General features: G+C 33.4%; 25 protein-coding genes and 2 pseudogenes. 7 read left to right on the plus strand and 20 right to left on the minus strand.

Annotated features, from left to right (window positions below):
• Positions 1–88: 88 nt before the first annotated feature.
• Both proS and HGO49_RS01170 read left to right on the plus strand, forming a co-directional pair.
• Positions 89–1,348, plus strand: coding sequence for a proline--tRNA ligase (gene proS, locus HGO49_RS01165; protein ID WP_017532296.1), 1,260 nt, complete (start codon positions 89–91; stop codon positions 1,346–1,348).
• Positions 1,345–1,716: a holo-[acyl-carrier-protein] synthase gene (locus tag HGO49_RS01170; RefSeq protein WP_017532297.1), complete on the plus strand. Its 372-nt coding sequence runs from the start codon at positions 1,345–1,347 to the stop codon at positions 1,714–1,716. Before proS ends, HGO49_RS01170 begins: the two co-directional genes overlap by 4 nt.
• A 59-nt stretch (positions 1,717–1,775) precedes the next feature.
• Here HGO49_RS01170 and HGO49_RS01175 read toward each other — a convergent pair whose 3' ends face one another.
• The 6 genes from HGO49_RS01175 to HGO49_RS01200 form a co-directional block, all read right to left on the minus strand.
• Positions 1,776–2,864: an IS481 family transposase gene (locus HGO49_RS01175; protein WP_096616077.1), complete on the minus strand. Its 1,089-nt coding sequence runs from the start codon at positions 2,862–2,864 to the stop codon at positions 1,776–1,778.
• Between the two features lie 54 nt (positions 2,865–2,918).
• Entirely contained in the window at positions 2,919–3,515 is a 597-nt protein-coding gene (locus tag HGO49_RS01180; RefSeq protein ID WP_017532298.1) for a hypothetical protein, read from the minus strand.
• Between the two features lie 65 nt (positions 3,516–3,580).
• Positions 3,581–3,970, minus strand: a complete 390-nt coding sequence (locus tag HGO49_RS01185; RefSeq protein WP_017532299.1) for a phage tail tube protein — start codon at positions 3,968–3,970, stop codon at positions 3,581–3,583.
• Positions 3,936–4,346: a hypothetical protein gene (locus HGO49_RS01190; RefSeq protein ID WP_017532300.1), complete on the minus strand. Its 411-nt coding sequence runs from the start codon at positions 4,344–4,346 to the stop codon at positions 3,936–3,938. Before HGO49_RS01190 ends, HGO49_RS01185 begins: the two co-directional genes overlap by 35 nt.
• A gap of 381 nt (positions 4,347–4,727) precedes the next feature.
• A complete protein-coding gene (locus tag HGO49_RS01195) occupies positions 4,728–5,258 on the minus strand; it encodes a head-tail connector protein (protein ID WP_017532301.1) in 531 nt (176 codons plus the stop codon).
• A gap of 102 nt (positions 5,259–5,360) precedes the next feature.
• The gene (locus HGO49_RS01200; RefSeq protein ID WP_017532302.1) at positions 5,361–5,639 is read right to left on the minus strand and encodes a hypothetical protein; all 279 of its coding nucleotides are present in this window, start codon (positions 5,637–5,639) and stop codon (positions 5,361–5,363) included.
• 768 nt (positions 5,640–6,407) lie between these two features.
• Between HGO49_RS01200 and dut the strand changes: the two genes are divergently transcribed.
• Positions 6,408–6,869: a dUTP diphosphatase gene (gene dut, locus HGO49_RS01205; RefSeq protein ID WP_017532303.1), complete on the plus strand. Its 462-nt coding sequence runs from the start codon at positions 6,408–6,410 to the stop codon at positions 6,867–6,869.
• Between the two features lie 68 nt (positions 6,870–6,937).
• Entirely contained in the window at positions 6,938–7,582 is a 645-nt protein-coding gene (locus tag HGO49_RS01210) for a hypothetical protein (RefSeq protein ID WP_026092668.1), read from the plus strand.
• 100 nt (positions 7,583–7,682) lie between these two features.
• Here the strand turns inward: HGO49_RS01210 and nusB are convergent, their stop codons facing one another.
• Genes nusB through yidC form a run of 3 tightly spaced genes read right to left on the minus strand, consistent with a single transcriptional unit; the run spans position 7,683 to position 10,271 of the window.
• Positions 7,683–8,165, minus strand: coding sequence for a transcription antitermination factor NusB (gene nusB / locus HGO49_RS01215; RefSeq protein ID WP_017532306.1), 483 nt, complete (start codon positions 8,163–8,165; stop codon positions 7,683–7,685).
• On the minus strand, positions 8,165–8,593 hold the full coding sequence (locus tag HGO49_RS01220) for a 6,7-dimethyl-8-ribityllumazine synthase (RefSeq protein WP_017532307.1): 429 nt from the start codon (positions 8,591–8,593) through the stop codon (positions 8,165–8,167). The genes nusB and HGO49_RS01220 overlap by 1 nt, the downstream gene beginning before the upstream one ends.
• Positions 8,571–10,271 (minus strand): membrane protein insertase YidC, encoded by a 1,701-nt coding sequence (gene yidC / locus HGO49_RS01225; protein WP_017532308.1) that lies wholly within the window; start codon positions 10,269–10,271, stop codon positions 8,571–8,573. The genes HGO49_RS01220 and yidC overlap by 23 nt, the downstream gene beginning before the upstream one ends.
• Before the next feature lie 113 nt (positions 10,272–10,384).
• On the opposite strand from yidC, the gene HGO49_RS01230 reads away from it, so the two are divergent.
• Positions 10,385–10,909: a TIGR02281 family clan AA aspartic protease gene (locus HGO49_RS01230; protein ID WP_006014802.1), complete on the plus strand. Its 525-nt coding sequence runs from the start codon at positions 10,385–10,387 to the stop codon at positions 10,907–10,909.
• 64 nt (positions 10,910–10,973) lie between these two features.
• Here the strand turns inward: HGO49_RS01230 and HGO49_RS01235 are convergent, their stop codons facing one another.
• The 4 genes and pseudogenes from HGO49_RS01235 to HGO49_RS01245 all read right to left on the minus strand — a co-directional run bounded on the left by HGO49_RS01235 (position 10,974) and on the right by HGO49_RS01245 (position 13,163).
• Positions 10,974–11,681, minus strand: a complete 708-nt coding sequence (locus tag HGO49_RS01235) for an IS6 family transposase (RefSeq protein WP_172758436.1) — start codon at positions 11,679–11,681, stop codon at positions 10,974–10,976.
• Positions 11,682–11,717: 36 nt separating this feature from the next.
• Positions 11,718–11,849: a hypothetical protein gene (locus HGO49_RS07440; protein WP_255419723.1), complete on the minus strand. Its 132-nt coding sequence runs from the start codon at positions 11,847–11,849 to the stop codon at positions 11,718–11,720.
• Positions 11,850–11,917: 68 nt separating this feature from the next.
• A pseudogene (locus tag HGO49_RS01240) lies at positions 11,918–12,265 on the minus strand (transposase); the annotation flags it as partial.
• Positions 12,266–12,293: 28 nt separating this feature from the next.
• Positions 12,294–13,163, minus strand: a complete 870-nt coding sequence (locus tag HGO49_RS01245) for a hypothetical protein (protein WP_172758435.1) — start codon at positions 13,161–13,163, stop codon at positions 12,294–12,296.
• Positions 13,164–14,354: 1,191 nt separating this feature from the next.
• On the opposite strand from HGO49_RS01245, the gene HGO49_RS01250 reads away from it, so the two are divergent.
• On the plus strand, positions 14,355–15,680 hold the full coding sequence (locus HGO49_RS01250) for a hypothetical protein (protein WP_017532019.1): 1,326 nt from the start codon (positions 14,355–14,357) through the stop codon (positions 15,678–15,680).
• Between the two features lie 188 nt (positions 15,681–15,868).
• Here the strand turns inward: HGO49_RS01250 and HGO49_RS01255 are convergent, their stop codons facing one another.
• On the minus strand, positions 15,869–16,525 hold the full coding sequence (locus HGO49_RS01255) for an exopolysaccharide biosynthesis protein (RefSeq protein ID WP_172758434.1): 657 nt from the start codon (positions 16,523–16,525) through the stop codon (positions 15,869–15,871).
• A 322-nt stretch (positions 16,526–16,847) separates the two neighbouring features.
• On the opposite strand from HGO49_RS01255, the gene HGO49_RS01260 reads away from it, so the two are divergent.
• Positions 16,848–18,398, plus strand: coding sequence for an actin-bundling T4SS effector WalE1 family protein (locus HGO49_RS01260; protein ID WP_172758433.1), 1,551 nt, complete (start codon positions 16,848–16,850; stop codon positions 18,396–18,398).
• A gap of 295 nt (positions 18,399–18,693) precedes the next feature.
• Here the strand turns inward: HGO49_RS01260 and HGO49_RS01265 are convergent, their stop codons facing one another.
• The 6 genes and pseudogenes from HGO49_RS01265 to HGO49_RS01290 form a co-directional block, all read right to left on the minus strand.
• Positions 18,694–19,938: a WD_0033/WD_0034 family tandem repeat-containing protein gene (locus HGO49_RS01265; RefSeq protein ID WP_172758432.1), complete on the minus strand. Its 1,245-nt coding sequence runs from the start codon at positions 19,936–19,938 to the stop codon at positions 18,694–18,696.
• A gap of 67 nt (positions 19,939–20,005) precedes the next feature.
• The gene (locus tag HGO49_RS01270) at positions 20,006–21,481 is read right to left on the minus strand and encodes a recombinase family protein (protein WP_172758431.1); all 1,476 of its coding nucleotides are present in this window, start codon (positions 21,479–21,481) and stop codon (positions 20,006–20,008) included.
• A gap of 2 nt (positions 21,482–21,483) precedes the next feature.
• A complete protein-coding gene (locus tag HGO49_RS01275; protein ID WP_172758430.1) occupies positions 21,484–21,915 on the minus strand; it encodes a DUF2924 domain-containing protein in 432 nt (143 codons plus the stop codon).
• A 4-nt stretch (positions 21,916–21,919) separates the two neighbouring features.
• Complete coding sequence (locus tag HGO49_RS01280; protein WP_172758429.1) at positions 21,920–22,393, minus strand: ankyrin repeat domain-containing protein; 474 nt, start codon at positions 22,391–22,393, stop codon at positions 21,920–21,922.
• A gap of 25 nt (positions 22,394–22,418) precedes the next feature.
• Positions 22,419–23,147 carry an ankyrin repeat domain-containing protein gene (locus HGO49_RS01285; protein ID WP_172758428.1) on the minus strand — a complete coding sequence of 243 codons (729 nt, stop codon included), beginning with the start codon at positions 23,145–23,147 and terminating at the stop codon, positions 22,419–22,421.
• A 167-nt stretch (positions 23,148–23,314) separates the two neighbouring features.
• A pseudogene (locus tag HGO49_RS01290) lies at positions 23,315–23,875 on the minus strand (phage tail protein); the annotation flags it as partial.
• Positions 23,876–23,951: the final 76 nt, after the last annotated feature.

Raw genomic sequence — 23,951 nt, forward strand, 5'->3', positions numbered from 1 at the left:
AGCACCATACACTTTCCTTCCTTTTTAAAATAAGTTTACCCAAAGGTCTGATTGTACTAAGATTACTTAGTACAATCAGATTTATCAAATGCGCTTATCTCAATATTACCTGCCAACTTTAAAAGAAACCCCTGCTGGTGCTGAAATTATTTCTCATCAATATTTATTACGTGCAGGCTTAATCAAGCAAACAGCATCTGGCATTTATTCTTGGCTGCCGCTTGGTCTTTTGGTACTTAAAAATATTGAAAATATTATCAGAGATGAAATTGGTGCGATTGAAGTGTTAATGCCTTGTGTGCAGCCAGCAAGTCTTTGGCGAGAGTCAGGACGTTACGATGATTACGGTAAAGAAATGCTGCGCATTAAAGATAGGCATGAAAGCGATATGCTTTTCGGTCCAACACATGAGGAGGTGGTAACTGATTTGATTAGAAATACGGTAAAAAGTTACAAAGATTTACCACTTTGTTTATATCAAATTCAGTGGAAGTTTCGTGACGAAGTAAGACCTCGTTATGGCGTTATGAGAGGCAGGGAATTTCTGATGAAGGATGCATACAGTTTTGATGTAGATTACGAAGGTGCATTGAATGCATATAATTTGATGTATAAAACTTACATAAAAATCTTCAAACGAATGGGGCTTACTCCAATTGGAGTGAGGGCAGATACAGGACCAATTGGAGGAAATTTAAGTCATGAATTTCATATATTGGCAAACACCGGTGAGAGCACTCTATATTATGACAATAAACTTTTTGAATTACTAGAAAGCGAAGATATTGAAAGCCTGAAGAGCATATATGCAGTTGCAGACGATATGCATGATCCTAAAATTTGTCCTATACCGCAAGAACAGTTAAATGTTAGTAAAGGTATTGAAATAGGGCATATTTTTTATTTTGGCGACAAATATTCAAAGCCTATGAAGGCAAGTGTTACTTCTCAAGATGGAAAAAATGTTAACATGCATATGGGTTCGTATGGCATTGGGGTTTCAAGGCTTGTTGGAGCAATAATAGAAGCTTTCCATGATGATAAAGGAATTATCTGGCCGGAGGCAGTAGCTCCTTTTAAAGTTGGTTTGATCAATTTACAAACAAAAGTACCAGAGGTTGCGAATAAAATATACAAAGCTTTGAAAAGCGATAAAGTGCTTTACGATGATACGGACGAAAGTGTAGGAGTAAAATTTTCTAGAATGGATCTGATAGGCTTGCCGTGGCAAATAATTATTGGAAAGAAAGCAGTAACTTCAAATATAGTTGAAGTAAAAAATAGAGCAACTGGTGAGGTAGAGGAAATACAAGTTGAAGAAGCAATAAATCGTTTTAGCGCAAAATGATATACGGTATTGGCACTGACATAGTATATATACCCAGAATATTGAGAATATCACAAAAATACGGGGAAAAATTTCTCAATAAAGTCTATACTAAGAAGGAGATAGAGATAAGCAAAAAATATAATAGCCAAGAAGTAAGGGCAAAATATTTTGCTAAACGCTTTGCTGCAAAGGAAGCTTTTGTTAAAGCGCTAGGCACTGGATTCAGCCAGGGAATTATAATGAAAGATATAGAAATATACAGTAATATCAGGGGAAAACCACATCTTGCTATCACAAAGGATTTCATCTCAAAAGACTACAAGATACACCTTTCTCTAAGTGATGATCAAGATTATGTTACTGCGTTTGTTGTAATTTGCGTTTAGTAGATATTGTTTAGTACATATGATTTGTACTAGACACAACTTAATCTGACAGGGATGAATTAACTGACAGAAGAATTGAGGTAGTTAAAACTAATATCAGTCTCTTGTTTCATGCTACTAATATTTTTCTGAAAAGCAATGTGTTTGCTATTAAGAAAAGTCTGAGTAGGCGTTTTGCCATAGCAATATTTGCCTGAATGAGGCCTTGTCTCATTATAAGAACGCAACCAATGATCAACATCTATCTGCAGATCTTCCAAAGAATTGTAGATTTTCTTGCGAAAAATAATATTGTAACACTCATCTTGCATAGTCTTATGGAATCTCTCGCATATGCCATTAGTTTGCGGAGAATTGGCTTTAGTTCTTGAGTGATCAATATTTTCGATTCCTAAGTATAACTGATAAGCGTGATTCTCTGGTTTGCCACAATATTCTGTACCTCTATCGGTCAAAATGCGCAATAATGGCACGCTTTGTACATCAAAAAATGGTATTACTCTATCATTCAGCAAGTCAGCAGCGGTAATAGCAGTTTTATCTGTATAAAGCTTAGCAAAAGCCACTCTCGAATAAGTATCAATAAAAGTTTGCTGATAGATTCTTCCTATACCCTTGATGTTGCCTACATAATAAGTATCTTGAGAACCTAAATAACCTGGATGCTCTGTTTCAATTTCACCATGTGCTTCCCTTTGTTCTTTAACTTTTTCTAAAGCCGCAAGTTGCTCCTCTGTTAGAATTATTCCATCTTGCATAACTTTTGCCTCAAGAGCCCTCAGTCTTTTTTTGAAGGTCTCAAGGTCATTTCTCAGCCATACAGATCTCACTCCACCTTCAGAGATTATTATGCCCCTTTTTCTCAGTTCATTTGCAGCTCTTTGTTGTCCATATGCAGGAAATTCTGTTGCAATATTAACTACAGCTCTTTCCATGTCTTCAGAGACTCTGTTTGCCATAAGTGGTTTTTTCTTGCTTATCTCATGCAGCGCTTCTTCTCCTCCATTTTCATATAGTTCTTTGAATCTATAAAATGTATCCCTTGAATATCCCATAACCTTGCATGCTTGAGACACATTTCCAAGCTGTTTTGCTAGCTCTAGCAATCCTAGTTTCGGCTTTAGTATTTTTGTTTGTATCGTACTCATTTCTAACACTCCTTTCTTTTATTATTTTATAACTTACTTTTTTAAAGTGTCAGATCAAGTCTTGTTTAATACAACTCCACCAACTGCTTCTCTACCGTACATACGAGCTTGCTTTTCATTGTCATCAGCAGTTTCCCCTGCCCTCCTTCTTGGATCCATTCTATGAGCAATAACTGAAAACAACACTCCTCTAATTGAAGACTTCATTCGTGCTTTTGCCTTCTGAACATCCCCATCACTTACTGCTTCATGTTTTTGCCTATTATTCATTAGCTCCTTTTGTTGTTGAGCACTTAAGATCTCTTCCATCAATTGTTTTCTTCTCTTTTCCAGAACTCTTTTCTTGGACTCTGATTTATCGCGAGTGTGCTTTGTGGTTTCAAGTTCTACATCAATATCCTCAGATGCTGCTTGGCTATATAAGGTTTCTATGAGCCTATCTATACTTCGCTTTACTTGCATAGTCCTTTCGTAGCTATCTAAATTATCAACTCCTTCATCAATTTGACTTAAAATATCCTCAAAAGGTTTTAAATACTCTTTGCACTGCTCTTCCAGCTGATTTTCATTCTTCAAATTCCTTTCTCTTCTGTCATCGCTATTCTCTTCAACATTATCATCGCCTTCTTTGAAAAGATCCTCATCGTTCATAAATTTTTTTTAATTTAGTTAAAACCCCACCTATTATTATTGTATATGAAAAAATTAAATTAACACTAATGGAAAGTGTTTACAACTTCAGCACTGGCTAAAACTACAGTGAAGCTGTCAAAAGTGGCAGGATCATAATATCTCTCATACAATTCAACCGAACACCTGAGTTTTATTTTCTCCTTAGCATCAAAACTAATCTCATAATCATTATTAGAGTTTAACATTGCAGAATTACGCAATAATTCATCAGCCAATACTGAATTTAAAATGCCATTAATTTTTATTGTAACCTTTCTACTTCCAGCACAATCAAGCACTTTTCTCCAGCCAAAAGAGGAAATATCTTTCATCTCTTCTTTGTTATTACGCAAAGTAAACCTTAAGTTTCGTATATTATTCAGCACAACAAAATTATTGTCATGACCTTTGATTTTCAGCTGTAATTTGCTCATCGCTACCTCCTTGTATTAAAATATCAAAATTAATTGTTGAATGTAAAACTTCATCATGCTGATTCATAGCACAATTACTTTCCAAAATGGTCTCACTACTAATGCTCTTTACCACCAAGCTAACATGCTTTATAGCAGCAAGCATACTGCTTATATGATAAGTATATATGTCGCATGAAAATCTTACTTTTGTAGCAAAGTTAGATAGCATATGCAGGTTAACATAATTTACTATGCGCAATCTCAGATAAGGAATAGTAACCTGCTTAGGCAGGTAATCATAGATGTTAGTAACATATTTCTTTAAATCAGAGTTTGCTTTTAATGTTGCATAAATACTATTATACAACTCATTTATAATTTGAATTTTTTCCATCTCACAGATACGGTTACGAAGATTGCAATTTGCAGGGGTGCTATGAAAGTATTTGCAATGCAGATATAACAGACTCCAGTGGCGCCTTTGGTGTCATTCAAGAAGACTATGTGGTGTCATCCCAGTACTGAAATCCAGTTTTATCTAAATGAATTAACTATTTTTCTTGTTGGTCATTTTATTAAAAATGTTTGCTCATTTACAATCAATTTTCCTGGATCTCAGTACTGGGATGACACCTTCCTTTATGAACCTAAATTACAATATTCATACAGAAGCACTGGAATGACGCCGAAGGGGCTACTCGGATGACACCGTCATGAAGGAACCAGTGTCAGCTACTTAGATCTGTTGTATCTGCTATTGAATGACAAATAGGAACTACAAAACAACCTTTGGTTCGCAAAATGGAGAATATACCTTCTTCACTTCAGACAAATGGCTACTTACCCCTGGCTCACGATTTTTATAAAGAGCAGAAACATGCTGTATAATACCTAGCTTTATTTGCTCAGGAACACTATCATAACCAGCTTCATATACAACATCAGCCCTTATTATGTTTAAATAATTGAAAAATTCAATATAGCTTCCTATATCACTAAAATAATAACTAAGTTTTCTATTCTTATCAGTAGCCAATATTATTTTATTCACAGGATCATAGCTTAAATATATTCTACGAGGTATATAACCTTCATATGAAACTTGCCACGTTTGCTTTACTAGAGACTTTTCCATATGCCACTGAGCATAATCAGTTGCCATAAAAATAAAACTTGAAATCAACTTATCATCTTGATCATTTTCAATTCGTAAAAAAGATTTAACCTCTCCTAAAGTTACTGGAAAAGATTTAGGCTTAGACTTACGTTGTATATTTATGATTGGATACTTTAGTCTTGTTGACATAACAACCCTCCTTTTCTATATATAGCTAAAATAAGTAAGACTTATCTATAAAAAATCTTACTTATTTTAGTTATCACTTAATATTAAATTGCAGCAGCAACTCTATCGTACAAGTATATTGAGAAGAGAACGTATTAACGCTGTTTCTCCTTTTTTTAGGCCGGATTTTAGTAGATTGACATTCTGAGAATGAATGTTATTGAAAGTGAAGTTTAGCTCTTTAGCAAGTAGACTGCGAAATTTCTGCACACTTTCATATGCGATGTTTTCAAGTTCATGCGCAAACTTATCTTGAGCCGCAGCTGCTATGTCTTCTATTTCTTCATTGAACTCTTCTAGCTTTCTTTCCTTACCTTTAAAATTTTTTGCAAAAGTTTTCATATTAATTGGCCTCAACTATTCTTGTAATTATAATGACAATAAAAAAACTACCGAAGTAAAAAATTCGTACTATGAAACTGCAAACAAAATCAGCACACCAAACCGGTTCACTTTATAGCGTGAATTCAAGTATGTCATTCAAGTAGCCCCTTTGATGTCATTCCAGCGCGTGACACTGGAATCGAGTCTTTCAACCGTTGTGTTTTAACATAAAGCAGCTACTTTTGTGCTTACCAACTTAATAAAATTTCTGGATGACAGTGTCTGGACACTGACCATTTGCTGTCTTCAAAAATGAATGTTCGTACAATTATGTGTCACATGCTGGAACATAAGGTGTCATTCAAGTAGCCCCTTTTTTGTCATCCCAGTGCCCAGACACTGAGATCCAGGAACCAGCGTCACGCGCTGGAATGACACCCTCTATGTAAACGTTAAGAAATTTACTAATAAAAAAAGGCAAAAGCGTTAGCTGGTTGTTACTCTCTAATCCTAAAAATTGGCGTTCTATACTGTTTTAAACAGCCCGTTTCAGCTTATATAGTTAAAAAACTGGAAGTTTTATAAAGAAATAAGATACACATAGCGCAGAGATTTATAAGACGCCAACTGTATAATACTTTTGTCGTTTAATCTGCATAGATTGAAGGCAATAAAACAACTTCAGTTTTATAGTAAGGAAGCTGAAAAATTTGTCAAGTAGTTTTCTTATCTTTTACAGGCATAATTTACATGCTACAATCAAATTTTCATAACTGGTGAATAAAAATGCAAAGAGATAAAATTAAAGTAGAAATAAAAAAGTTATCAAATGGCGAAAATCTGCCTCTTCCCTGTTATGCAACTATGCAGAGTGCTGGCATGGACCTTTATGCTGCACCGGATAACTCTATTATTTTAAATCCACTTGAAAGGTTACTTATTCCAACTGGCATTATGATTGCAATACCAAACGGTTTTGAGGGGCAAGTCCGTCCACGTTCTGGGCTTGCTGCAAAACATGGAATCACTGTCTTAAATTCTCCAGGCACTATAGACTCTGATTATCGAGGTGAAGTTAAAGTTTGCCTAATCAATCTAAGTAATCAGTCATATGAGATAAAAAGAGGAGATAGAATCGCACAAATCCTCATCACTCCTGTATCTCAGGTAATTTGGGATGAAAGAGAAGAATTCTGCACAGAAGAAACCGTCCGCAATGCAGGGGGCTTTGGCTCAAGTGGTAGATAATTTATTGCTTATAAGTTGACAATAATAATTTTTTACATATTACTTCAACTTATTTAAATGAGTTAATTATGTTAATTTCTAAGAGCTATCTTCAAAAAACAAACATTGTACTTATAGTACTTACTTCTCTATGTGTCATAAGTGCAGCAACAGCATTTTCAGTTCCATGTTGGACATCTTCAGCTTCGATGATAGGGCCAATTGGAATGAATCTACTTGCAACTGTTACCGTTGCACTGATTGCTTCAGTAACATATTCCATCATGAAAAATAATGAAATATCTGAGCTTAAAGCTCCGAAAATTGTTACTGGTAGCTATCAAAGATACCTGATATTGCAAGTAATAAATGAGGATCTTGAATTTATTGAAGAGAACTATAAGAACGAAAATGGCGAATATACCATAGATTTTACTAACTCAAAAGGTGAAATATTCAAAGCTGCAAGTTATGGCCAGATTAAATACAAGGATAATCCTGATCCGATCTTGCTTGGCAACACTAAACTCCTTGATCTACATCAGCTATATAAGAAGAATGGTGATGGTATATTTGAAGAGATAAATTGTGGACAGGAATTAGAAACGTTAGGTTTAGGCGTTGAAGAAAATGATGCTAAAGAAGTAACCATCGAATTTGTGCCAAGCTCAATTGTTAAGTTACCAAAAGTTGAACACGAGGAGCCAGAAAGATCATTAAGCAGCCAAGTATAAAAGGAATAAGTCTTCCCTCCATTTTTTTAGTGTTAATGACTTAAACTTATTGTAGAAACTGTCTCAAAAAATAGATATTCACATACTTATAAGAAATTTGCTAAGGATTTTTATTTAGTCTGACTGCATCCTTTACCTTATCTAACAACCCATTAATAAAGCCAATTTTGTTTGGAGCATCAAGTAAATCAGATGCAATGTTAGTATACTCATTGATAACAACTGGAGCTGGTGTATCGCAATTAATCAACTCACATATTGCAACACGCAAGATAGATAAGCTTATAAGATTTAACCGTGAGAGGGACCAGCTTGGATGTAAATAAGACTCTATTATTTTATCATATTCTTCACTGCTTTTTATAACCTTACATAACAAGTTTTCTAAGAACTGATGTTCAAATTCTTCACATTCAAATATATCTTTCAACTTACTTATGTAGTCCTTAAGCTCACAATTTCCCAATTTAAAAGTGCTTTTGTTATAACTTACAAAAATATTTGAATAAGCAATTTGTACAGCAAGAAATCTTGCCGTACTTCTTTTTATGCGCCACTTTTTATGTACTGGTTTTTCCTCCATTATTTTAATTTATTGTGTAGATCTATCATATGCAAAACAGTTGAGGCTGCATGGCCACCAACGTTCTTTTTGTCTTTGTCAGCTCTAATTAGTGCTTTATCTTTGCTGTCAGCGGTAATTACGCCCATACTAAGGGGTACTGCATAATGCATAATAACTTCATTTAAGCCTTCGATTACTCCTTTACAAACATATTGATAGTGATCAGTTTCACCGCGAATCACGCATCCAAGAGCTAAATAACCGTTATAATTAGCATTCTTGCTTTTTACTGCAAAGAGAATTGTAGCTGGTATCTCAAATGCACCAGGAACTTCAATTATGTCATAGCTTGCATGACTTTCTTTTAATCTATCGACCGCACCTTTAAGCAAAAGCTTTGCTATTTCATCATAATAAATTGAATTAACTATTAGTATTTTCGACATTCATCCCCATTTTTCTTGTTAAAAGCAACTTTATTAATGATTGTTGAACCAGAGTTATAATATTACTAAATATCCAATATATTACCAAGCCGGCAGGAAAAGAAGAAAAAATAAAGACAGAAATGTAAGGTAAAAACTTCATAACATTTACTTGAATATCATCTTTACTTTTCTCACTTAGCTTCTGCTGAATTATCATGGTAGCACCGAAAATTATAGGTAAAATGCCTATAGAAATAGGAAAGTTATAATTAAACAACCCAAATAATGTAAAAATGTTTGTTGGATCAGAAGCTGAAAGATCCTTAATCCATAAATAAAAAGGGGCGTGTCTCATCTCTATAGTAACAAATAATACTTTATACAGAGCAAAAAATACTGGTATTTGTATGAGCATAGGGAAAATGCTCGACATTGGATTTACATTGTTTCTCTTGAACAACGCAATTGTCTCTTTGTGCTGCTTTAAGCTGTCATTTTTGTACAACTCTTTTATACGAGTTAATTCAGGCTGCAGGCTTTTCACCTTGAACATCGAAATATATGATCTATTAGATAAGGGAAGCATCAAAAGTTTGATTACTAAAGTTAGCAATAATATTGCTAAGCCAAAATTTTTCAAAACAAAGTTAAAATATTCAAGCAGTAAAAACACCGGCTTGGTTATAAAATAAAGAACACCAAAATCTACAGCCTTATCAAACAAAGGTATATTGAGAGTGTCTTTATAAGAATCAAGTAAATTCAATTTCTTTGCCCCAGCAAAAAAGTAGTTCAGAGTAGAAGCACTTGTACCAGGGAGTATGTGTGTGTAAGGTCTAACAAAATCTGCTTGAAACTTATCAATGTTATTAACATTCGTGTGTTTAATGCTCACATTTATTTTATCTGATTTCTCAGGTATGATGGCTGTAAGCCAGTATTTATCAGCAAAACCAAACCAATTTTTTTCACTCGTGCTTGCCTTTATTAAACGCTTCTTAGAAATATCCTTATATGTCCACTCCTCTAGCTTATTGTTAAATGCACCTAGTACTCCTTCATGTGATATCCAATAGGATTCGTTAATATTATCACGTTTACGATTGATTTTACCATAGGGAACCAAAACTACATTATCTTTTGTATTGTTTTCAATAATTTGCTCAACTTTAAACATGTAATTATCGTCAAGGCTAATTTTCATTCTAAATAAAATGCCATTTTCATTATCCCAAAATAAATTGACCTCTTTTTGATTGAGTTTATCTGCTTGCCATACTGTTTTAGAATCTGGAACTTTAATCTTTTCATTCGGATCAAGCCACCCAAATTCTGCGAAATATACATCTTTTGATTCTGCAGGTGACAGTAACACCACTTGTGGAGAAGAAGAACTCGGTTCTAAGTGGTAGTTAGTTAAGATTAAGTCATCAAATCTTGCACCTTTCAGAGAAATTGATCCTTCAAGCATGTTATTGGTTAAATTAACTCTCTGTTCTCTAGTAGAATTAATAATTTCAGAACGATTTTGGTATATCATAGGAGCAAGGTCGTTAGAAGATTCGATATGTTCAATATTTTCAATCGATGGTTGGCTTTGGCTCGTGTTAAGAAAATTATCATAAATAATATGCCATAATACTATAATCAATATAGAAAGAATTGTTGCTAAAATTAAATTTTTTGCTTCTGACATGAAATTAAATCGAACATACCTCCTTAAAGTATATATTAAATATTGTACTAAAACAATAAAATTTACTTATTTTTAATAATAGCTTTTAACGCTAATCTTAAAAATTTACTCTTATGGCTTCAAATTTTAATAATATGAATGCAGCAAAAAATCTAGTTATTTGGCTACTGATAATACTCATTACAGCAATGTTTATTGATTCACAAGGGGATAAACTAAGCAATAGGTTTCTGAGCACTTTTCTACCATACAAAGGAAGGGTTCAAAATGGCGGAAGTATTGAATTTACAAAGTCATATGATGGACACTTTTATATTCAAGCTCAAGTCAATGATCGTAATATAACGTTTCTGCTTGATACTGGAGCAACTGATATTGTTTTATCGCAAAAAGATGCGTTACATGCTGGTATTAACTTACAAAACATTCAAGACTTTAAAATATATGAAACTGCAAAAGGTCAAATAAAAGCTGGTGTTGTTCACATCCCTCAGGTTAAAATAGGAAATTTTTTAATTAATGACGTGCACGCTAGTGTTAATACTCATTCTATGTCCCATTCATTACTTGGAATGAGCTTTTTGAGGTATTTCCATTTCACTATTAGAGATAATAAATTAGTATTGTACCGTGATTAGAGAGGGTTCTGTCGCATCTATAAATTGTAGTACAAGAAGATTGTAAAAACTGGAATTATGAGAGTTATAGAGCCATTAACATAGCAAAATTTTCAAAAGTAGAACCATTATCATTAGCTTTAATAATTTGTCTTTTTTGAATCATACGAATATTTTCTATGCCTGTGATGGTAATCTTTGCAGAATGGAAGCTTTTAAACCCAAGCATTGGTTTTATTAATTTTTTGATAAATCTATGATCTTGTTCAACAATATTATTTAGATATCTTACTTGAAAAACCGTGATTCTATAAGGTTCAGGAATTTCCGTATTCAAGTCATCAATAGCAGCAATATTACTGCCGCTTTTATCAATTACTACTTTCTCAGGAAGATTATTCCTTCTAAAGGCTTTACGAAAGAATGCAAGTGCTGCAGACTTGTCTCTACGAGTACACATCAGAAAGTCTACAGTATTGCCGAGACTATCTAGTGCTCTGTATAGATAAACCCATTTACCGTTTAATTTTATGTAGGTCTCGTCCATTCTCCAGCTACTGCCAACCTGCTTCTTCCTTTTCCTCACCTCTTCATCTATCAGTGGCACAAATCTGATAATCCACCTTTGTAGCGTAGCATGATCAATTTTCGCTCCTCTTATACTCATCATTTCTTCCAAATCTCGATAGCTCAAAGAAAATCGACACTTCATGTATACTGATAACATTATTATCTCTGCTGAAAAGCTAAATCCTTTGAAATAGGGCAATAATTTTGGACTAATACGCAACATCTTTGCTTTTTTAAAGATGATTATATTACTTCTTTTCTATTTTCCTACAAATGAAACTGACTTCGCTCTATAGATGCGACAGAACCCATTTCCAAGCTGTTTTGCTAGCTCTAGCAATCCTAGTTTCGGCTTTAGTATTTTTGTTTGTATCGTACTCATTTCTAACACTCCTTTCTTTTATTATTTTATAACTTACTTTTTTAAAGTGTCAGATCAAGTCTTGTTTAATACAACTATACCTTTGCTTCAAGTTCCGGATGTAAGCTTGTTTGCCTTTTTTTCACTATTTGTGGTTCAAAACTTCCTTCTCTGTCTCTTGGTGTCAATAGTTCAAATGAACCTGCGCTTGTCTTTAAAGTCTTGCCATTCCTCCCGTTTCTACGATTGTTTTCTTCACTTCCAGCAGATAAATGATGTTCTATTTCAACCTCTAGACTAGCTTCAAGCAGCCTTTTTATAAATGGCGTTAATGCACCATCTCTTCCCATCAGTGGCCTACCTTCTCGTATAGACGACAGGATGTTTGTTTCTAATTCTTTGTAATCTACCAATCCAGTAGTTCTATTTGCTATTTTTTGACTCATGTCAAACCTCCATTTTTATATCAATTTATTACTTTTTTTTCGGCTTGACACACTTTTTTGAACATTCCCTATTCTCTGCTTCAGTAGCACTTAATTTACTACTTGGATCTTTCAATCTACCTTCTAGATTATCTTTTTCTTTCTCTAATTGTTGTTTAGATTTCTGAATCCTTTGCAGTTGACTTTCCACACTCTCCATCATCACTTCTTGATCTTTACCTGGTCCTCCATTCAACAGGGTTAAATTGTAATAGTTTTTCTTGACCTTTTCCGCTATTCCTAAAAGTCTTTCTATTTTCTTATCAAACTCTGTTTTGCACTCAGTGAACTTGCTTTGATAGAGTTGCCCTGATTTCTTTGAATTCTCCATAAAACTTCCTAGTAACTTTGCGAATTTCTCATTGTCTTTTATAAGCTCTTTCTGAGCTTTGTGTAATTCTTCATCTGTCTTTATTAACAAAAGCTTGTTTGACTGTAATTTCGCTTTAAGCTTTGTGTGTATACGTCGCAATCCTTCAATTTTCACTTGTAATAAGCCATTTTCTGATTGTAAGCTTGCAATCTGTTGTGCTTGATCATCATTTTTATCTGTTGTTTCAGTAAATTCGATCTGGATTGCTATATCTTTAAATGTAGTCTTACCTTCACTCGTTATTTTACTTTGGACCTCTTGTACTATAACCTCAGAAGTTTGAACACCTTGACTTACTGCTTTAAAAGCATTAGCCTCAACTTCATCCACAATATTATAATATAGTATACTCTTTGCCCATTCATTCCACCTCTCTGGGAATATTCGTCCAATCGTTTTTAGATATAGCCAAGCAAACACAGTAGAGAAGCTGTATTTTTTTTCCCTTTGTGTAGTATTAATAACTATGTTGTTAGTACTTGACATAGATTATGCTTAATTTATTAATTTTAATAGTAGTAATATTATGTATATTATAATAATTATTAAATAAACACTAATGCAAATGTTAAATTGTGGTAAAGCTTTTACAGACTTTAAGAAGAAATACACATATTCGTAAGTACATAACTTGCTTTTTCTATTGCTCTTGCTAATATTTTTTATTCATTGTGCTGATTTTTCACGTTGATTACTTGAGCTGCCAAATTTATAGGTAAAGTGACGAAATTGACTTACCATAATTTCATTCGTTTTAACACTCGAGCTCCGCTTCCACAAGCAACATCATATTCTATTAGGTATAGGGCCAATCGAAAGTTTACTAATAACCACTGTTTTGAGCATCGAATATACTGACCTTACCCAGAGAAAGTTAGAGATATTTTTTTATAAAAATGATAATATTCAAAAAGAATCCTGTTTTTTTAATATAAAGCTGTAGTGAATTTTTCTTTGTTATTATCAAATAAACTATTATTAATCTAGCAATATACTTAGCTAAGAATTTAGATGAAATAACCATTTCTAATGCTTAAAATCAAGGACGGTGAGAGCTTTTTGTTTTGGGATGGCATGATCTACCAAGTGTGCCATACGAACTTTTCTTTATAATAATGTTGCTGTACGCTAAAACTAGCCACATTAGACCATTTCATCAATATCCACATACGAACTGTTTTGCCTAAGCTTATTGAAATAATTTAAATCTTCTATTTTTATAACCTTATTTTTACGCGGCTTGTTCTCACAAATATACGACCTTTTTTGCAATCTTAGGAAGAGTCAATAATTCAATTCTTTAGCTAGCATGGTATCTTCACTAAAATATTTTTTGAAAAAGTTAGTTGACTTATAAATAACTCTCTACTAATACTAGCATGTGTTTGTTTATTCTGCTGAACATGCAAATTTAATGTGCAAACTTCAGCAGCCTCCTTAAAGTATATTCTATCTTCCTTCATATTCTTATGGTCGTGATATTAAACATCATTAGTATTTCTCAATTTTGTTAAATAGAGTAAAGTTAGCCTGCATTTATAAGGAATTTTCAACCATCTCCATACATTAGACCATAAAAACTGAACAAAAATATGAATAGTAAAAAGATTATGGTTATTGACTTAATGTTATATATCGCATACAATATGCCATATATCTTAGTTTAGAGGGACAAGTATGGCGTTAGAACATATTTTAGATAATAAGCAAGTTTGTACAAAAAAGCCATTTGGTGGGTCAGATACTGAGGAACAGCATACGCAACATTTTGGCCGGTACACTCTTGAAAGCAGCGCATCATCGTTAAGTCAAGAACAAACTGATGACTGGAATGAGTCCATTATTGAAGATAAAAATACCGTTTTTGAAAGTTCTTTTATTCCAGAAAACTCACTTTTTATGAATTTATCAAATCTGTTAACTGAAAACGAAAAAGTTTCGATTAATGAATTTCATGAAAAGATGGAAAACATAATGAAAGAGTTTCATGAAAATAGATACGAAAGTTCTGCAAAGGTTACTCTAGAACAGATGGAACGTTTAATAGATGAATATTTGAAAAGGAAAATAAAGCTAAATTTACGCTGTGATCACTATGAATGCACTGTATCGAATTTTGTATTCAAAAAAATAATTGATATTGCTAATGCTAGTAGTGTTATGCGTATAACGCCTACTACTAGATCACGTTATAAAGACAATGGGGAAGAAGCAATGGATGAGTGGGAAGAAGGTTTAGAACCTTTATTTAACATTGTCAATAAACTATTATCATCAGGTGCAAAAATAGAGTCTGATTTTTACAATAATAGTATGATAAGTGAAGTTATGTGGGGAAATGATGAGCCTATTTTTACAGAACGTAAAAAAATCAAAGAGGAACTGAAAAGTATAGCATATGAAGGTTTAGTAAACAAGAATGAACAAGTTCAAGGTGATGATCTGACAGGAGAAGTAGATAACAATCTTGTTCTTTTTAGGTGGCCAAAAAACAGTATCGTTGAAGTTGCAAAGGTTATGAATAGTAAGGTGAATGAAAATTTCAGTATAGAAAGTAGCATCTTACAGATCGGGAAAAGTATAATAAGAGTTGAAAGCATAGGAAGAAAAAGAAATTATACAGATGTCTTGGGAGGTGGAATTGAAATGTCCTTTACCACTGAAGTAGGCAAGATTAGTATTCATCTATGTCCTAGTGATGAAGGTAATAATATAATAGAAGTAAATCTTGATGGAGAGAGCCAAGAGAAGTTTGACAAATTAAAAGATCAATCAATTCTAGGGGAAAGCTGCCTTTTAGGAGGAAAAAGTGTTCTACAAGCTATAAAAGATAAAGGTTTTGAAAGAAATGGTGGAATATTTATAGAGCTAGCTGAAACTATCAAACAATCAGATTTTGTAGTGAAAGAATCAGGTGTTCCGTCTACTCTTATGAGATCGGTTGATAGTTTAGACCAGTTGCAAAAGATGAAAGCTTCGAAAGAAATACTAGTGTGTTCATAAAGTCAACTAAAATTATAAAACAAAAGAAAGGTCTTGGAGGGGTAAAGAGATTGATCTTTCTCAGCCGACTTATCTCTCCCTATGTAACACTTGTCTCTCATTCTTTGTCACTTATATTGCTTGTTACCCTCCTATTTTTTGCTTACCTCATCTTATTCCCTTTCAAAATAGGTTCTCACAGTTAAAAATTAACCATATACACAACTTTTGAGAAAAGAAAACGCACTAATTATAAGCTGTGGTCCTTTAACCATTACAATAAGAGCAAATAATATTCCACATAAAGATACCAACACTCCAAGTATCGAGACAAGCCCATCCTTACTCATAATACCAAGTGAAATAAGGGTTGTACCGATTGCTGGAATAAAGTGAGTTAACGGAAACGGATTTGCTATCATCAACGCACAAATTAACATTATAAATGCCAAAATCTTTTCACCTGGCCCTCGGAAGATAAAGGACATTCTTGGTTTCATGAACTTTTCTATTTTTTTTAATGCAGGTAAAGTTTTTTTGACCACAAGGGTTAGTGTTGAACGTTTAAAGGATTTTCTTTCTAACCAAATTGGCATCCAGGGAGAATGAAACCCAAGCAGAAGCTGCAGTGAAAATAAGATTAACGGTATGGAAAGTATAGTTGTATAGCCAGGTGGAACTGGTATAGGTACAGATAGTGGCAAGGAGAAAATAATTATTAAAATACCAAAACCACGTTCTTGTAGAGATGTTTTAATTTCAAACAACGTCACTTTGTCACTATTAGTATTACCAGCATCTGCAACCTCTTGTAGAATATCAGATGCTAATTTTTTATCTTCAGTCAAATTCTCACTTTTTTGCACAATTACTTTTTAACAAAATCATTCCTAATAAATAGCATAATTACTCGTATATTCCAATCTTGATTTAACACTATTATCAGGATAATCCTCTGATATTCTATATACAGCCTTATCAGTTTGAATCTAATTATTTTGGCTGAACAAAGTCTCTTGATTCATTTATAATGACTATACTCTAGGCTCTAATCGTAAATTTGAGTCTCTATAAAATCATGTCCAGCTAAATTATTTTAAGCTATACCAATATTAGTAATCAAGTTAACACTAATTTAATGATGACATATATAAAATATAATATATTGAATTAATAGTGAGGTTAAAAATGTTACCTAATGAAACAAATTCATATTCTCTTGTAACTCAACAAGAAAATGATCTTGATTTTAAGAAATTTACTGAAGATCTATCGAATATGAAGAGTGTTAATAATCACAAAAAGCTAAAGGAAAGAATCACTGACCTGTTAAAAGGAGATACAGAATTCTCTCGCATGAAACAAGGAGATCAGGCTCTTGTAGTAGGTACAGCAAGTGGGTTATTTACAGCATTATTACCACTTTTAGCAGTTGGTGTAATACTTGCTATACCAGGTGCTATAGTTGGTCTTACTTTATATTTCGCTGTAAAAGTAGCTGTAAAATCAGTTCAATCTGGATATAAAGGACTCAAATGGTCAGCTGAAAAAACTGTTGAAGGAGCACAATATACTGCAGGCACAATAAAAAAAGGCTTTATAAATGCTAGAGATTCATTAAAAGAAGCTGGAAGTTCTGTAGCACAGAAAACAAGAGAAGGCACCAGTGATACACTTAAAAAAGTAGGAAGTAAATTGGGTAATTTGGGTTCAAGTATATCTAATTTGGATAGCATTCCATATTCAATAGACTTACAGAGTCAAACTGTTGTTTTAAAAACAGAAGAAAAAACGAAAAATTTCAACAGTGTGAAGGAGATGCTTGTTAGTGAAATTTTGCAAGACAAGACTGTAAATAAGTCTGCTTTAATTAAGGAAATATTCTCTGGATTAAACAGAAAAATATCAGAAAAAGCTGGTTCTATTGATGGTCCACAAGGTTTCAAAAAGGATCAGTTAATCAATCAATTGAAACAACAAGCAGATTTTGTCAAAAAATTGGATGATAAGAAGTTGCAAAATTTATTGGCTCAAGATGATAACAATCTCTATGAAATTTTCTCTGAACATCATGATGAAATTAAGAGGATTATTAGAGAATGTACAATAGAGCATAAACTTTCTAATTCTATAGAGAAGCTTAATAAGATAGCAAGCAAGTGTGGTGAAAGCAAAAAAGTAAGTAATGTGAAGTATCAAGTTTTAGCTGCAACACCAACTGCAACAATAGGAAGTAGACCAGGAGTAACGCGACGTAATAGCACTGGTAACCTTACTAAGGTATTAACTCCAAAAGTACCAAATATAAGTGCTTCACTGACTAATTTGAATGAGGTTATAAATTCATTTTCACAAAATTCTCTAAGTGAAGATGTTTTCAATCATCCTACTGTCAAACGCAATCTGGATATTTTATCTAATAGAACTCCAACTCGCAGTAATTCTGTTAGTAGTTTTGCTTCTAATAATATCCATTCAAGTTTTAGTAGTAGTATGGATGGCAGTATTGAGTCTAAAAGCAGTTCTTTTATTGACCTTAGTGGTTCTGATAGTGGAAAAGGTACATCTATTCCTTCTACACCAGAGAGGATGATTATTTCTTCGGACGACTTAATTAAAACTAGGTCACAATTGAAAAAAGTAAATTATCAGGAAAAAGTAGGGAAACAACAGCCTTCTACATTTATGTCTGGTCAAGAGCCTATTCAGGTGACACAATCTTTGCAAACATCAATATAAACAAAACAGCTCACCTTCTTCAAAAGGATGTTACTTATTCAGTAATGTCCTTTTATTTCTTATTACAATATAGATTTTCGATTATATTTTAGATAAGTTGTTAAAAATCTTAGTTTATTGCATACTTTATGCAGATATTATTGTGGAATTATTAATAACTCCTGAAACCTGAATTATGTATTAATAATTAAAAAGAGATCGATAACTTATAATTACGAGATTTACGATGGAAAAATTAATGAGCACCTTTTAAATTCGATCAGACTTAGCTAAAAAAATCGATATTTTCAATAATTTATCTAAAATCTAATCCAGAAATCGGGTTTGAAGAGTGGATAGTAGGACTCTCTACTTTTTCAAGCCTGGTATTAGGCTCTAAATTACTACACAATCCAAAACTTACGCAAGCTAACCCAGCAATTCCAATAACTATCCCTAGTATATGTATTTCCATAATATAAAACACAATACCACTTACTAATAACACTGCACCAATAACTCCAGCTAAAATGGGTTGATTTGATGATTTTTTATCTTTGGTAATGCTAGATATAATATGAAAATATGGTTCAGCTTGAAATGACCTATTTGGCTCTTGCATATTAGTTTGCGTAAAAGTATTTTGGTCTTTCTTATTGATTTTACAGATGGGTTGATTTGTATGACGATTTTCTCTGTGCCACTCAATGTTGTTTTCTGTATCTTCCTCAAATATATTAACGATTTCTTCTTGTTCATCAGTAATAAAATTTAAAGAATTTTCTTCGTCTTTGTTTTCCTCTTTTACACTGGTTTCACATGTGAGCTTAAGATCTTTGCTTCCTGTTGAAATATTTTGGGTTTCTTCACTATTTGCAAACATAGTTTCGTGTATTTCAAGATCTCTACAGTCTTTATTGATACCCTCACATCTAGTTTCAACATTACTACTTGCAGCTTCAACTTCTATATTCAGAATTTCCTCAAACTCCTTCAGAATCAGTGCACTTTCTTTGCAATTGTGTTTATTAGCATAGTCAAGTAGTGTATGGCTTATCTCTTTACCTTCTGCTTTCTTTACTTTCACTTTTTGGTTGAGAATTTCTTTTAAAATACCATTCTTTTTAGAAGCTTCTAGAACTGCTCTAATAGCTTTACTATCTTCCTCTAATATGCAGGATACCAGTGCAGTGTAAGTTATTGTTAGACCATTCGGCAATTTTTGGATCAATTCCTCACTAAGAACATCCTTTAAGATTCCTTGATTTATTGCTTCTTGTAAAAGCTCCTCAAAAGCTTGATTATTTTTATAGAACACAGAGTGGCACAGTAGCGTCAGAGTCCCTTCCTTTTTCTCATCCTTGTAAATTATTTTTTTTGTAAGAAGTTTCTGCGTGTTGTAATTAGATTTATTAAATTTTCCACTAATATTTTCACCGTTTTCTATCTTCTTTAACAGCTTGAAAAGCTTTTTTTTATCTTCATTGGTAAAATTATCCTGATCACCTGCCAGCTCATAGATTACATTTTTTGCGTTCTTAATCTTTTTAAACTTTGGCATTACTTTCCTTGCTCTACAATATTTAATTTTATAAATTAGTTATATTAACAACTTATTAATTGTTCAATTAGGTTGCTAATCCATAAAATTTCTCCAATTGCTCACTCCATAGCATCGGTATTTCCCTTAAATCAGCTAACTTCAAACCCCTTGGCTGTCTCCCATTTACTATGTCTTCTTTAATCTTTGGAGCTAAATAATTTAATCTTAAAATTTGCTGTATACGTCTTGTACCTATATTAATTTTGGCACTCAGCTCTCCTACACTTGCATATTTTCCCTCTTCTAGCTGCCGTTTCCACAGATGAGCTCTTACCACTGCTTTCAGTAGCGCATTATTTGTTTTTCCTTCTGGCTCTACTACTGTACATTTGTTTCCTTTCTTTTTTATTAGTATAAATTTTTCCTCTGATTCAGAATGCACCTCTATTCCATCTTCTTTTACCATCACTCCCTTTATTAACTTTTTCACTATTTCTTTCTGCTTTCCAGGGCTTAAATTTTTCCATTCTTCTCCCCATTTTTCATATAGCTGTTCAGCTTTCTTCATCACTTCTTTTTCCACTTCTCCAGCAACTATTGTTCGGTTTACTGATCCACAATCCTTCCCCCTTAAATGGTTATTGCACACATAATATCGGTACCTTTTATTTTCTTTTTTTGAGTATGTCAGCGTCATATTTACATCACAGCTCTTGCACTTAATTATTCCCCTAAGCAACGCTTCCTCATATTTTGCTTTTCTATATGGCTGATTCTTTATCAATTCTTGTGCTTTTTGCCATTTTTCCCCTTTTATTATTGCTTCATGTTTTCCTTCATACTCTTTCTCATAATGCCTTATTTTTCCCATATATATTGGATTTGTTATTATTCTCCTTACCGTCGCTTTTTTAAAGATATCTGATTTTGTTCTGTAACCTTCTCTATTTAACTCTCTTGCCAACTCTGCCATTGACTTCAACTCCAAATATCTTGCAAATATATGCTTTACTGTCTTTGCTTCTTTCTCATTTATCATTAATTCTTTATCTTTTACATCATACCCAAGCGGTAAAGTTCCACCCATCCATAACCCCTGCTCCTTTGATGTTGCTATTTTATTTTTTACCCTTTCTACGATCATCTCTCTTTCTAGTTGTGCTGCTCCTGACAATACCGTTTGTACAAACTTTCCCATTGGCGTATTATTGTCAAATATCTGCGTTACTGCTACAAAATTTACTCGGTGTCTTCTAAAAAATGATGTTACTTCGATGCTGTCTTTTGTTTCTCTTGATAGTCTGTCTAGTGTGTACACTACTACACAATCTACTTCTCCTGCCTTTACATCTTCAAATAATTCCTTTATTGCTGGCCTTTCTAAATTCTTTCCTGAGAAGCCTCCATCATCGTACCTTTTGGCCAATGCTACCCAGCCTTCTCTGCTCTTTATGTACTTTTCACATGCTACTCGCTGGGCATCAAGGCTGTTAAACTTTTGTTCTAGTCCGTCTTCATTTGATTTTCTCGTATATATCGCACATCTTACTTCTTTTAGCATTTTCAACTTCCATTTTTATCACGCATTCCAAATAATAAAGGTCCGTTGTAGCTCATTCCCATTATTTTTCCTGCCACTGCTGACAATGATGTATAAAACTCTTCTTTGTAGATTAAACCCTTGTCTGTTACCATTACCGCATGCGTTTCTTCCCCTCTCTCTAATATTAGCTCTGTTCCTGCTACTGGAAGTTTGTCACTACTTATTCTTTTTCCCTTCTCTAGCCGATCTGCCAGATACTCTAGTCTTTTTGCTCCTTTTCTTGACATTTCTCCATACGCTTTTTCCTGCATTCTATAAGCTAATCTTGGTATCAGATATTTCTTTGAGTATCTAGGCGCCTCTTCCCCAAATACCTTCTTCCACGTTTTTCTCAGCTCACCCAAAGGTTTTCTCTCTAAATTCATTACCTTCTTTTCTATTTCTTTCTCCATATTTTTAGCCCTTCATAAATAGCTTTTCAATTCTGTCTATTTCTTTCTTCAATATTTCAGTGATCTCCTTACTGTTTTTCGCATAATCCATTGCTGTCATTCCAAATTTATCCGCTTGTTCTATTTCTCCTCCAGCCTTCACTAATTCTTTCACTATCTCTTTTTCGCCTATCATGCATGCAAGGTGCAGCGGTGTGCATTTATTTCCATATTCTTCCGCATTTACATTTGCTCCTGATTTTATCAGTTCTCTCACGATTTCTAGACGTTTCTCCGTTACCGCTAGGTGCAGTGCTGTGTGTCCTTTCACATCTGCTGCATTCACATTCGCTCCTTTTTCAACTAATAATCTCACTGTTTTTGCGTCTACTGCATAATGCAAAACTGTTCTTCCCTTTTCGTCTCTTTCATAAATATTTTTAAACGAGTTCTCTAATAATTCTTTTGCTGACTTATTAAATTTGCCAAGTTTTAACATAATCCACCTCACCTTTTCTTTAATTTTAAATCCCTCTTTTCGCTACCTCATCTATCATTTCGTTCACTTGGTTCATTATTTTGCTTGCTAAATTTTGACATTCTTTCTTTATTAGCGATTTATCTCTCTTCCTTATTTCTCCTATCTCTATTATTTTTAGCTCCGGCATGTAGCTTCCATTCAACATGTCTGCTATTTCTCCTACTAGCCCCTCTATTCCATAGCACGTCAGTTTTCTACTTTTTGTTATTCCACCTTTTTCTCTCAAAAATTTACTTGCCTTTTCACTTTCTTTGCTATCACATAGACGATACTTTTCACTTTCCCAGATATAGTACATTGGTGTTGCACCATACTTATTCAGTTGATTAACTTCAGCTCCTGCTTTTACTAGCTCTTTTATTATTTCAACTCCTGCTCCTCCTATTTTGCACGCAGAGTGGAGTGGCGTACATCCACTGACATATTGAGTGGCATTTACTTCTGCTCCCGACCTTATCAGCACTTTTACATTTTCTAAACTTTTTGCGAATACTGCACAGTGTAGTGGCGTATAACCATTTTTATCTCTTGCATTAACCTCTGCTCCTTTTTTTATTAATAATCTCACTGTTTTGTAATCAGAGATTTCTACTGCTTGATGCAATATCGTCTCTCCTTCTTCATTTCTTTTATTAATATCTTTAAATCCGTTACTTGATACTTCTTTAAGAAACTTACTAAAAGATTCTCTCTTCTCTTTGCTAAACTTCATACTTACCTCACAAAATTAGCTTTTCTAGCATCAGATAAATTTCTTATATTTACCTGCTGCTATTCAAGTTATGTCCTTTTTAGCATGAGAAAGCAAGTCCTTTTCTTTTTATTTCATATACTTTTACCTATTATTAATATAATATATGAGGATCTAAATATAAGTACTTAACTTATTAGACATATTACTTGACTATTTTTCCAACTTCTGTGCAAATGTCTATGTTCGTGCCACTTCAGTACTCCTGGGTAAAATACTAAAATGTAATTTTCTAATTCGTGTATTGAGTCTTTTTGCTCTGAATCCAAATCATTTTTATAGTAAACGTTGTGTTCTGCCAAACCATATTTTGTAATCTTCTGATCTGTATAGTTTTCTATTTTGTAGTGGTGAGTAACGCTAAACCTTTCTAAAATTGGCTTGTGTTTTAAATTCCAACGTTGCCCTGAAAGTTTATCGTTTCCCAATACAAATTTATTTCCTCTTTCTTCTACGCTACTAACTGGAAAGCACGTATTTATGTCTCCTAAATCCCAACTGTTTGATAATACTATCTGCGCTTTTGCAAACTTTATTTCTGGCAATAAACTCTGTGGTAATGGATATAGTGCTTTTAAGTTGTACCACAAATGATCTCTTTCATAGATGCCTTTATAATCCCTTGTGTGAGGCTCGGTTTCTCCAAGGATTGCTACATCTAGGCGATATATATCATTAGACCTGCTGCGAAAAGTGATTGAAAAAATGATGTGAAAGAGATAGAAGAAGAATAAGGAGATTGAGTAAGGTAAAAAATGAGCTTTA

The sequence above is a fragment of the Wolbachia endosymbiont of Diaphorina citri genome (assembly GCF_013096535.2).
Classification (GTDB): Bacteria; Pseudomonadota; Alphaproteobacteria; order Rickettsiales; family Anaplasmataceae; genus Wolbachia.

Bases quoted from the DNA above. Each gene is read 5' to 3' on its own strand.
- proS (WP_017532296.1), top strand. From the start codon at position 89: ATGCGCTTATCTCAATATTACCTGCCAACTTTAAAAGAAACCCCTGCT.
- HGO49_RS01170 (WP_017532297.1), top strand. From the start codon at position 1,345: ATGATATACGGTATTGGCACTGACATAGTATATATACCCAGAATATTG.
- HGO49_RS01175 (WP_096616077.1), bottom strand. From the start codon at position 2,864: ATGAGTACGATACAAACAAAAATACTAAAGCCGAAACTAGGATTGCTA.
- HGO49_RS01180 (WP_017532298.1), bottom strand. From the start codon at position 3,515: ATGAACGATGAGGATCTTTTCAAAGAAGGCGATGATAATGTTGAAGAG.
- HGO49_RS01185 (WP_017532299.1), bottom strand. From the start codon at position 3,970: ATGAGCAAATTACAGCTGAAAATCAAAGGTCATGACAATAATTTTGTT.
- HGO49_RS01190 (WP_017532300.1), bottom strand. From the start codon at position 4,346: ATGGAAAAAATTCAAATTATAAATGAGTTGTATAATAGTATTTATGCA.
- HGO49_RS01195 (WP_017532301.1), bottom strand. From the start codon at position 5,258: ATGTCAACAAGACTAAAGTATCCAATCATAAATATACAACGTAAGTCT.
- HGO49_RS01200 (WP_017532302.1), bottom strand. From the start codon at position 5,639: ATGAAAACTTTTGCAAAAAATTTTAAAGGTAAGGAAAGAAAGCTAGAA.
- dut (WP_017532303.1), top strand. From the start codon at position 6,408: ATGCAAAGAGATAAAATTAAAGTAGAAATAAAAAAGTTATCAAATGGC.
- HGO49_RS01210 (WP_026092668.1), top strand. From the start codon at position 6,938: ATGTTAATTTCTAAGAGCTATCTTCAAAAAACAAACATTGTACTTATA.
- nusB (WP_017532306.1), bottom strand. From the start codon at position 8,165: ATGGAGGAAAAACCAGTACATAAAAAGTGGCGCATAAAAAGAAGTACG.
- HGO49_RS01220 (WP_017532307.1), bottom strand. From the start codon at position 8,593: ATGTCGAAAATACTAATAGTTAATTCAATTTATTATGATGAAATAGCA.
- yidC (WP_017532308.1), bottom strand. From the start codon at position 10,271: ATGTCAGAAGCAAAAAATTTAATTTTAGCAACAATTCTTTCTATATTG.
- HGO49_RS01230 (WP_006014802.1), top strand. From the start codon at position 10,385: ATGGCTTCAAATTTTAATAATATGAATGCAGCAAAAAATCTAGTTATT.
- HGO49_RS01235 (WP_172758436.1), bottom strand. From the start codon at position 11,681: ATGTTGCGTATTAGTCCAAAATTATTGCCCTATTTCAAAGGATTTAGC.
- HGO49_RS01245 (WP_172758435.1), bottom strand. From the start codon at position 13,163: ATGTCAAGTACTAACAACATAGTTATTAATACTACACAAAGGGAAAAA.
- HGO49_RS01250 (WP_017532019.1), top strand. From the start codon at position 14,355: ATGGCGTTAGAACATATTTTAGATAATAAGCAAGTTTGTACAAAAAAG.
- HGO49_RS01260 (WP_172758433.1), top strand. From the start codon at position 16,848: ATGTTACCTAATGAAACAAATTCATATTCTCTTGTAACTCAACAAGAA.
- HGO49_RS01265 (WP_172758432.1), bottom strand. From the start codon at position 19,938: ATGCCAAAGTTTAAAAAGATTAAGAACGCAAAAAATGTAATCTATGAG.
- HGO49_RS01270 (WP_172758431.1), bottom strand. From the start codon at position 21,481: ATGCTAAAAGAAGTAAGATGTGCGATATATACGAGAAAATCAAATGAA.
- HGO49_RS01275 (WP_172758430.1), bottom strand. From the start codon at position 21,915: ATGGAGAAAGAAATAGAAAAGAAGGTAATGAATTTAGAGAGAAAACCT.
- HGO49_RS01280 (WP_172758429.1), bottom strand. From the start codon at position 22,393: ATGTTAAAACTTGGCAAATTTAATAAGTCAGCAAAAGAATTATTAGAG.
- HGO49_RS01285 (WP_172758428.1), bottom strand. From the start codon at position 23,147: ATGAAGTTTAGCAAAGAGAAGAGAGAATCTTTTAGTAAGTTTCTTAAA.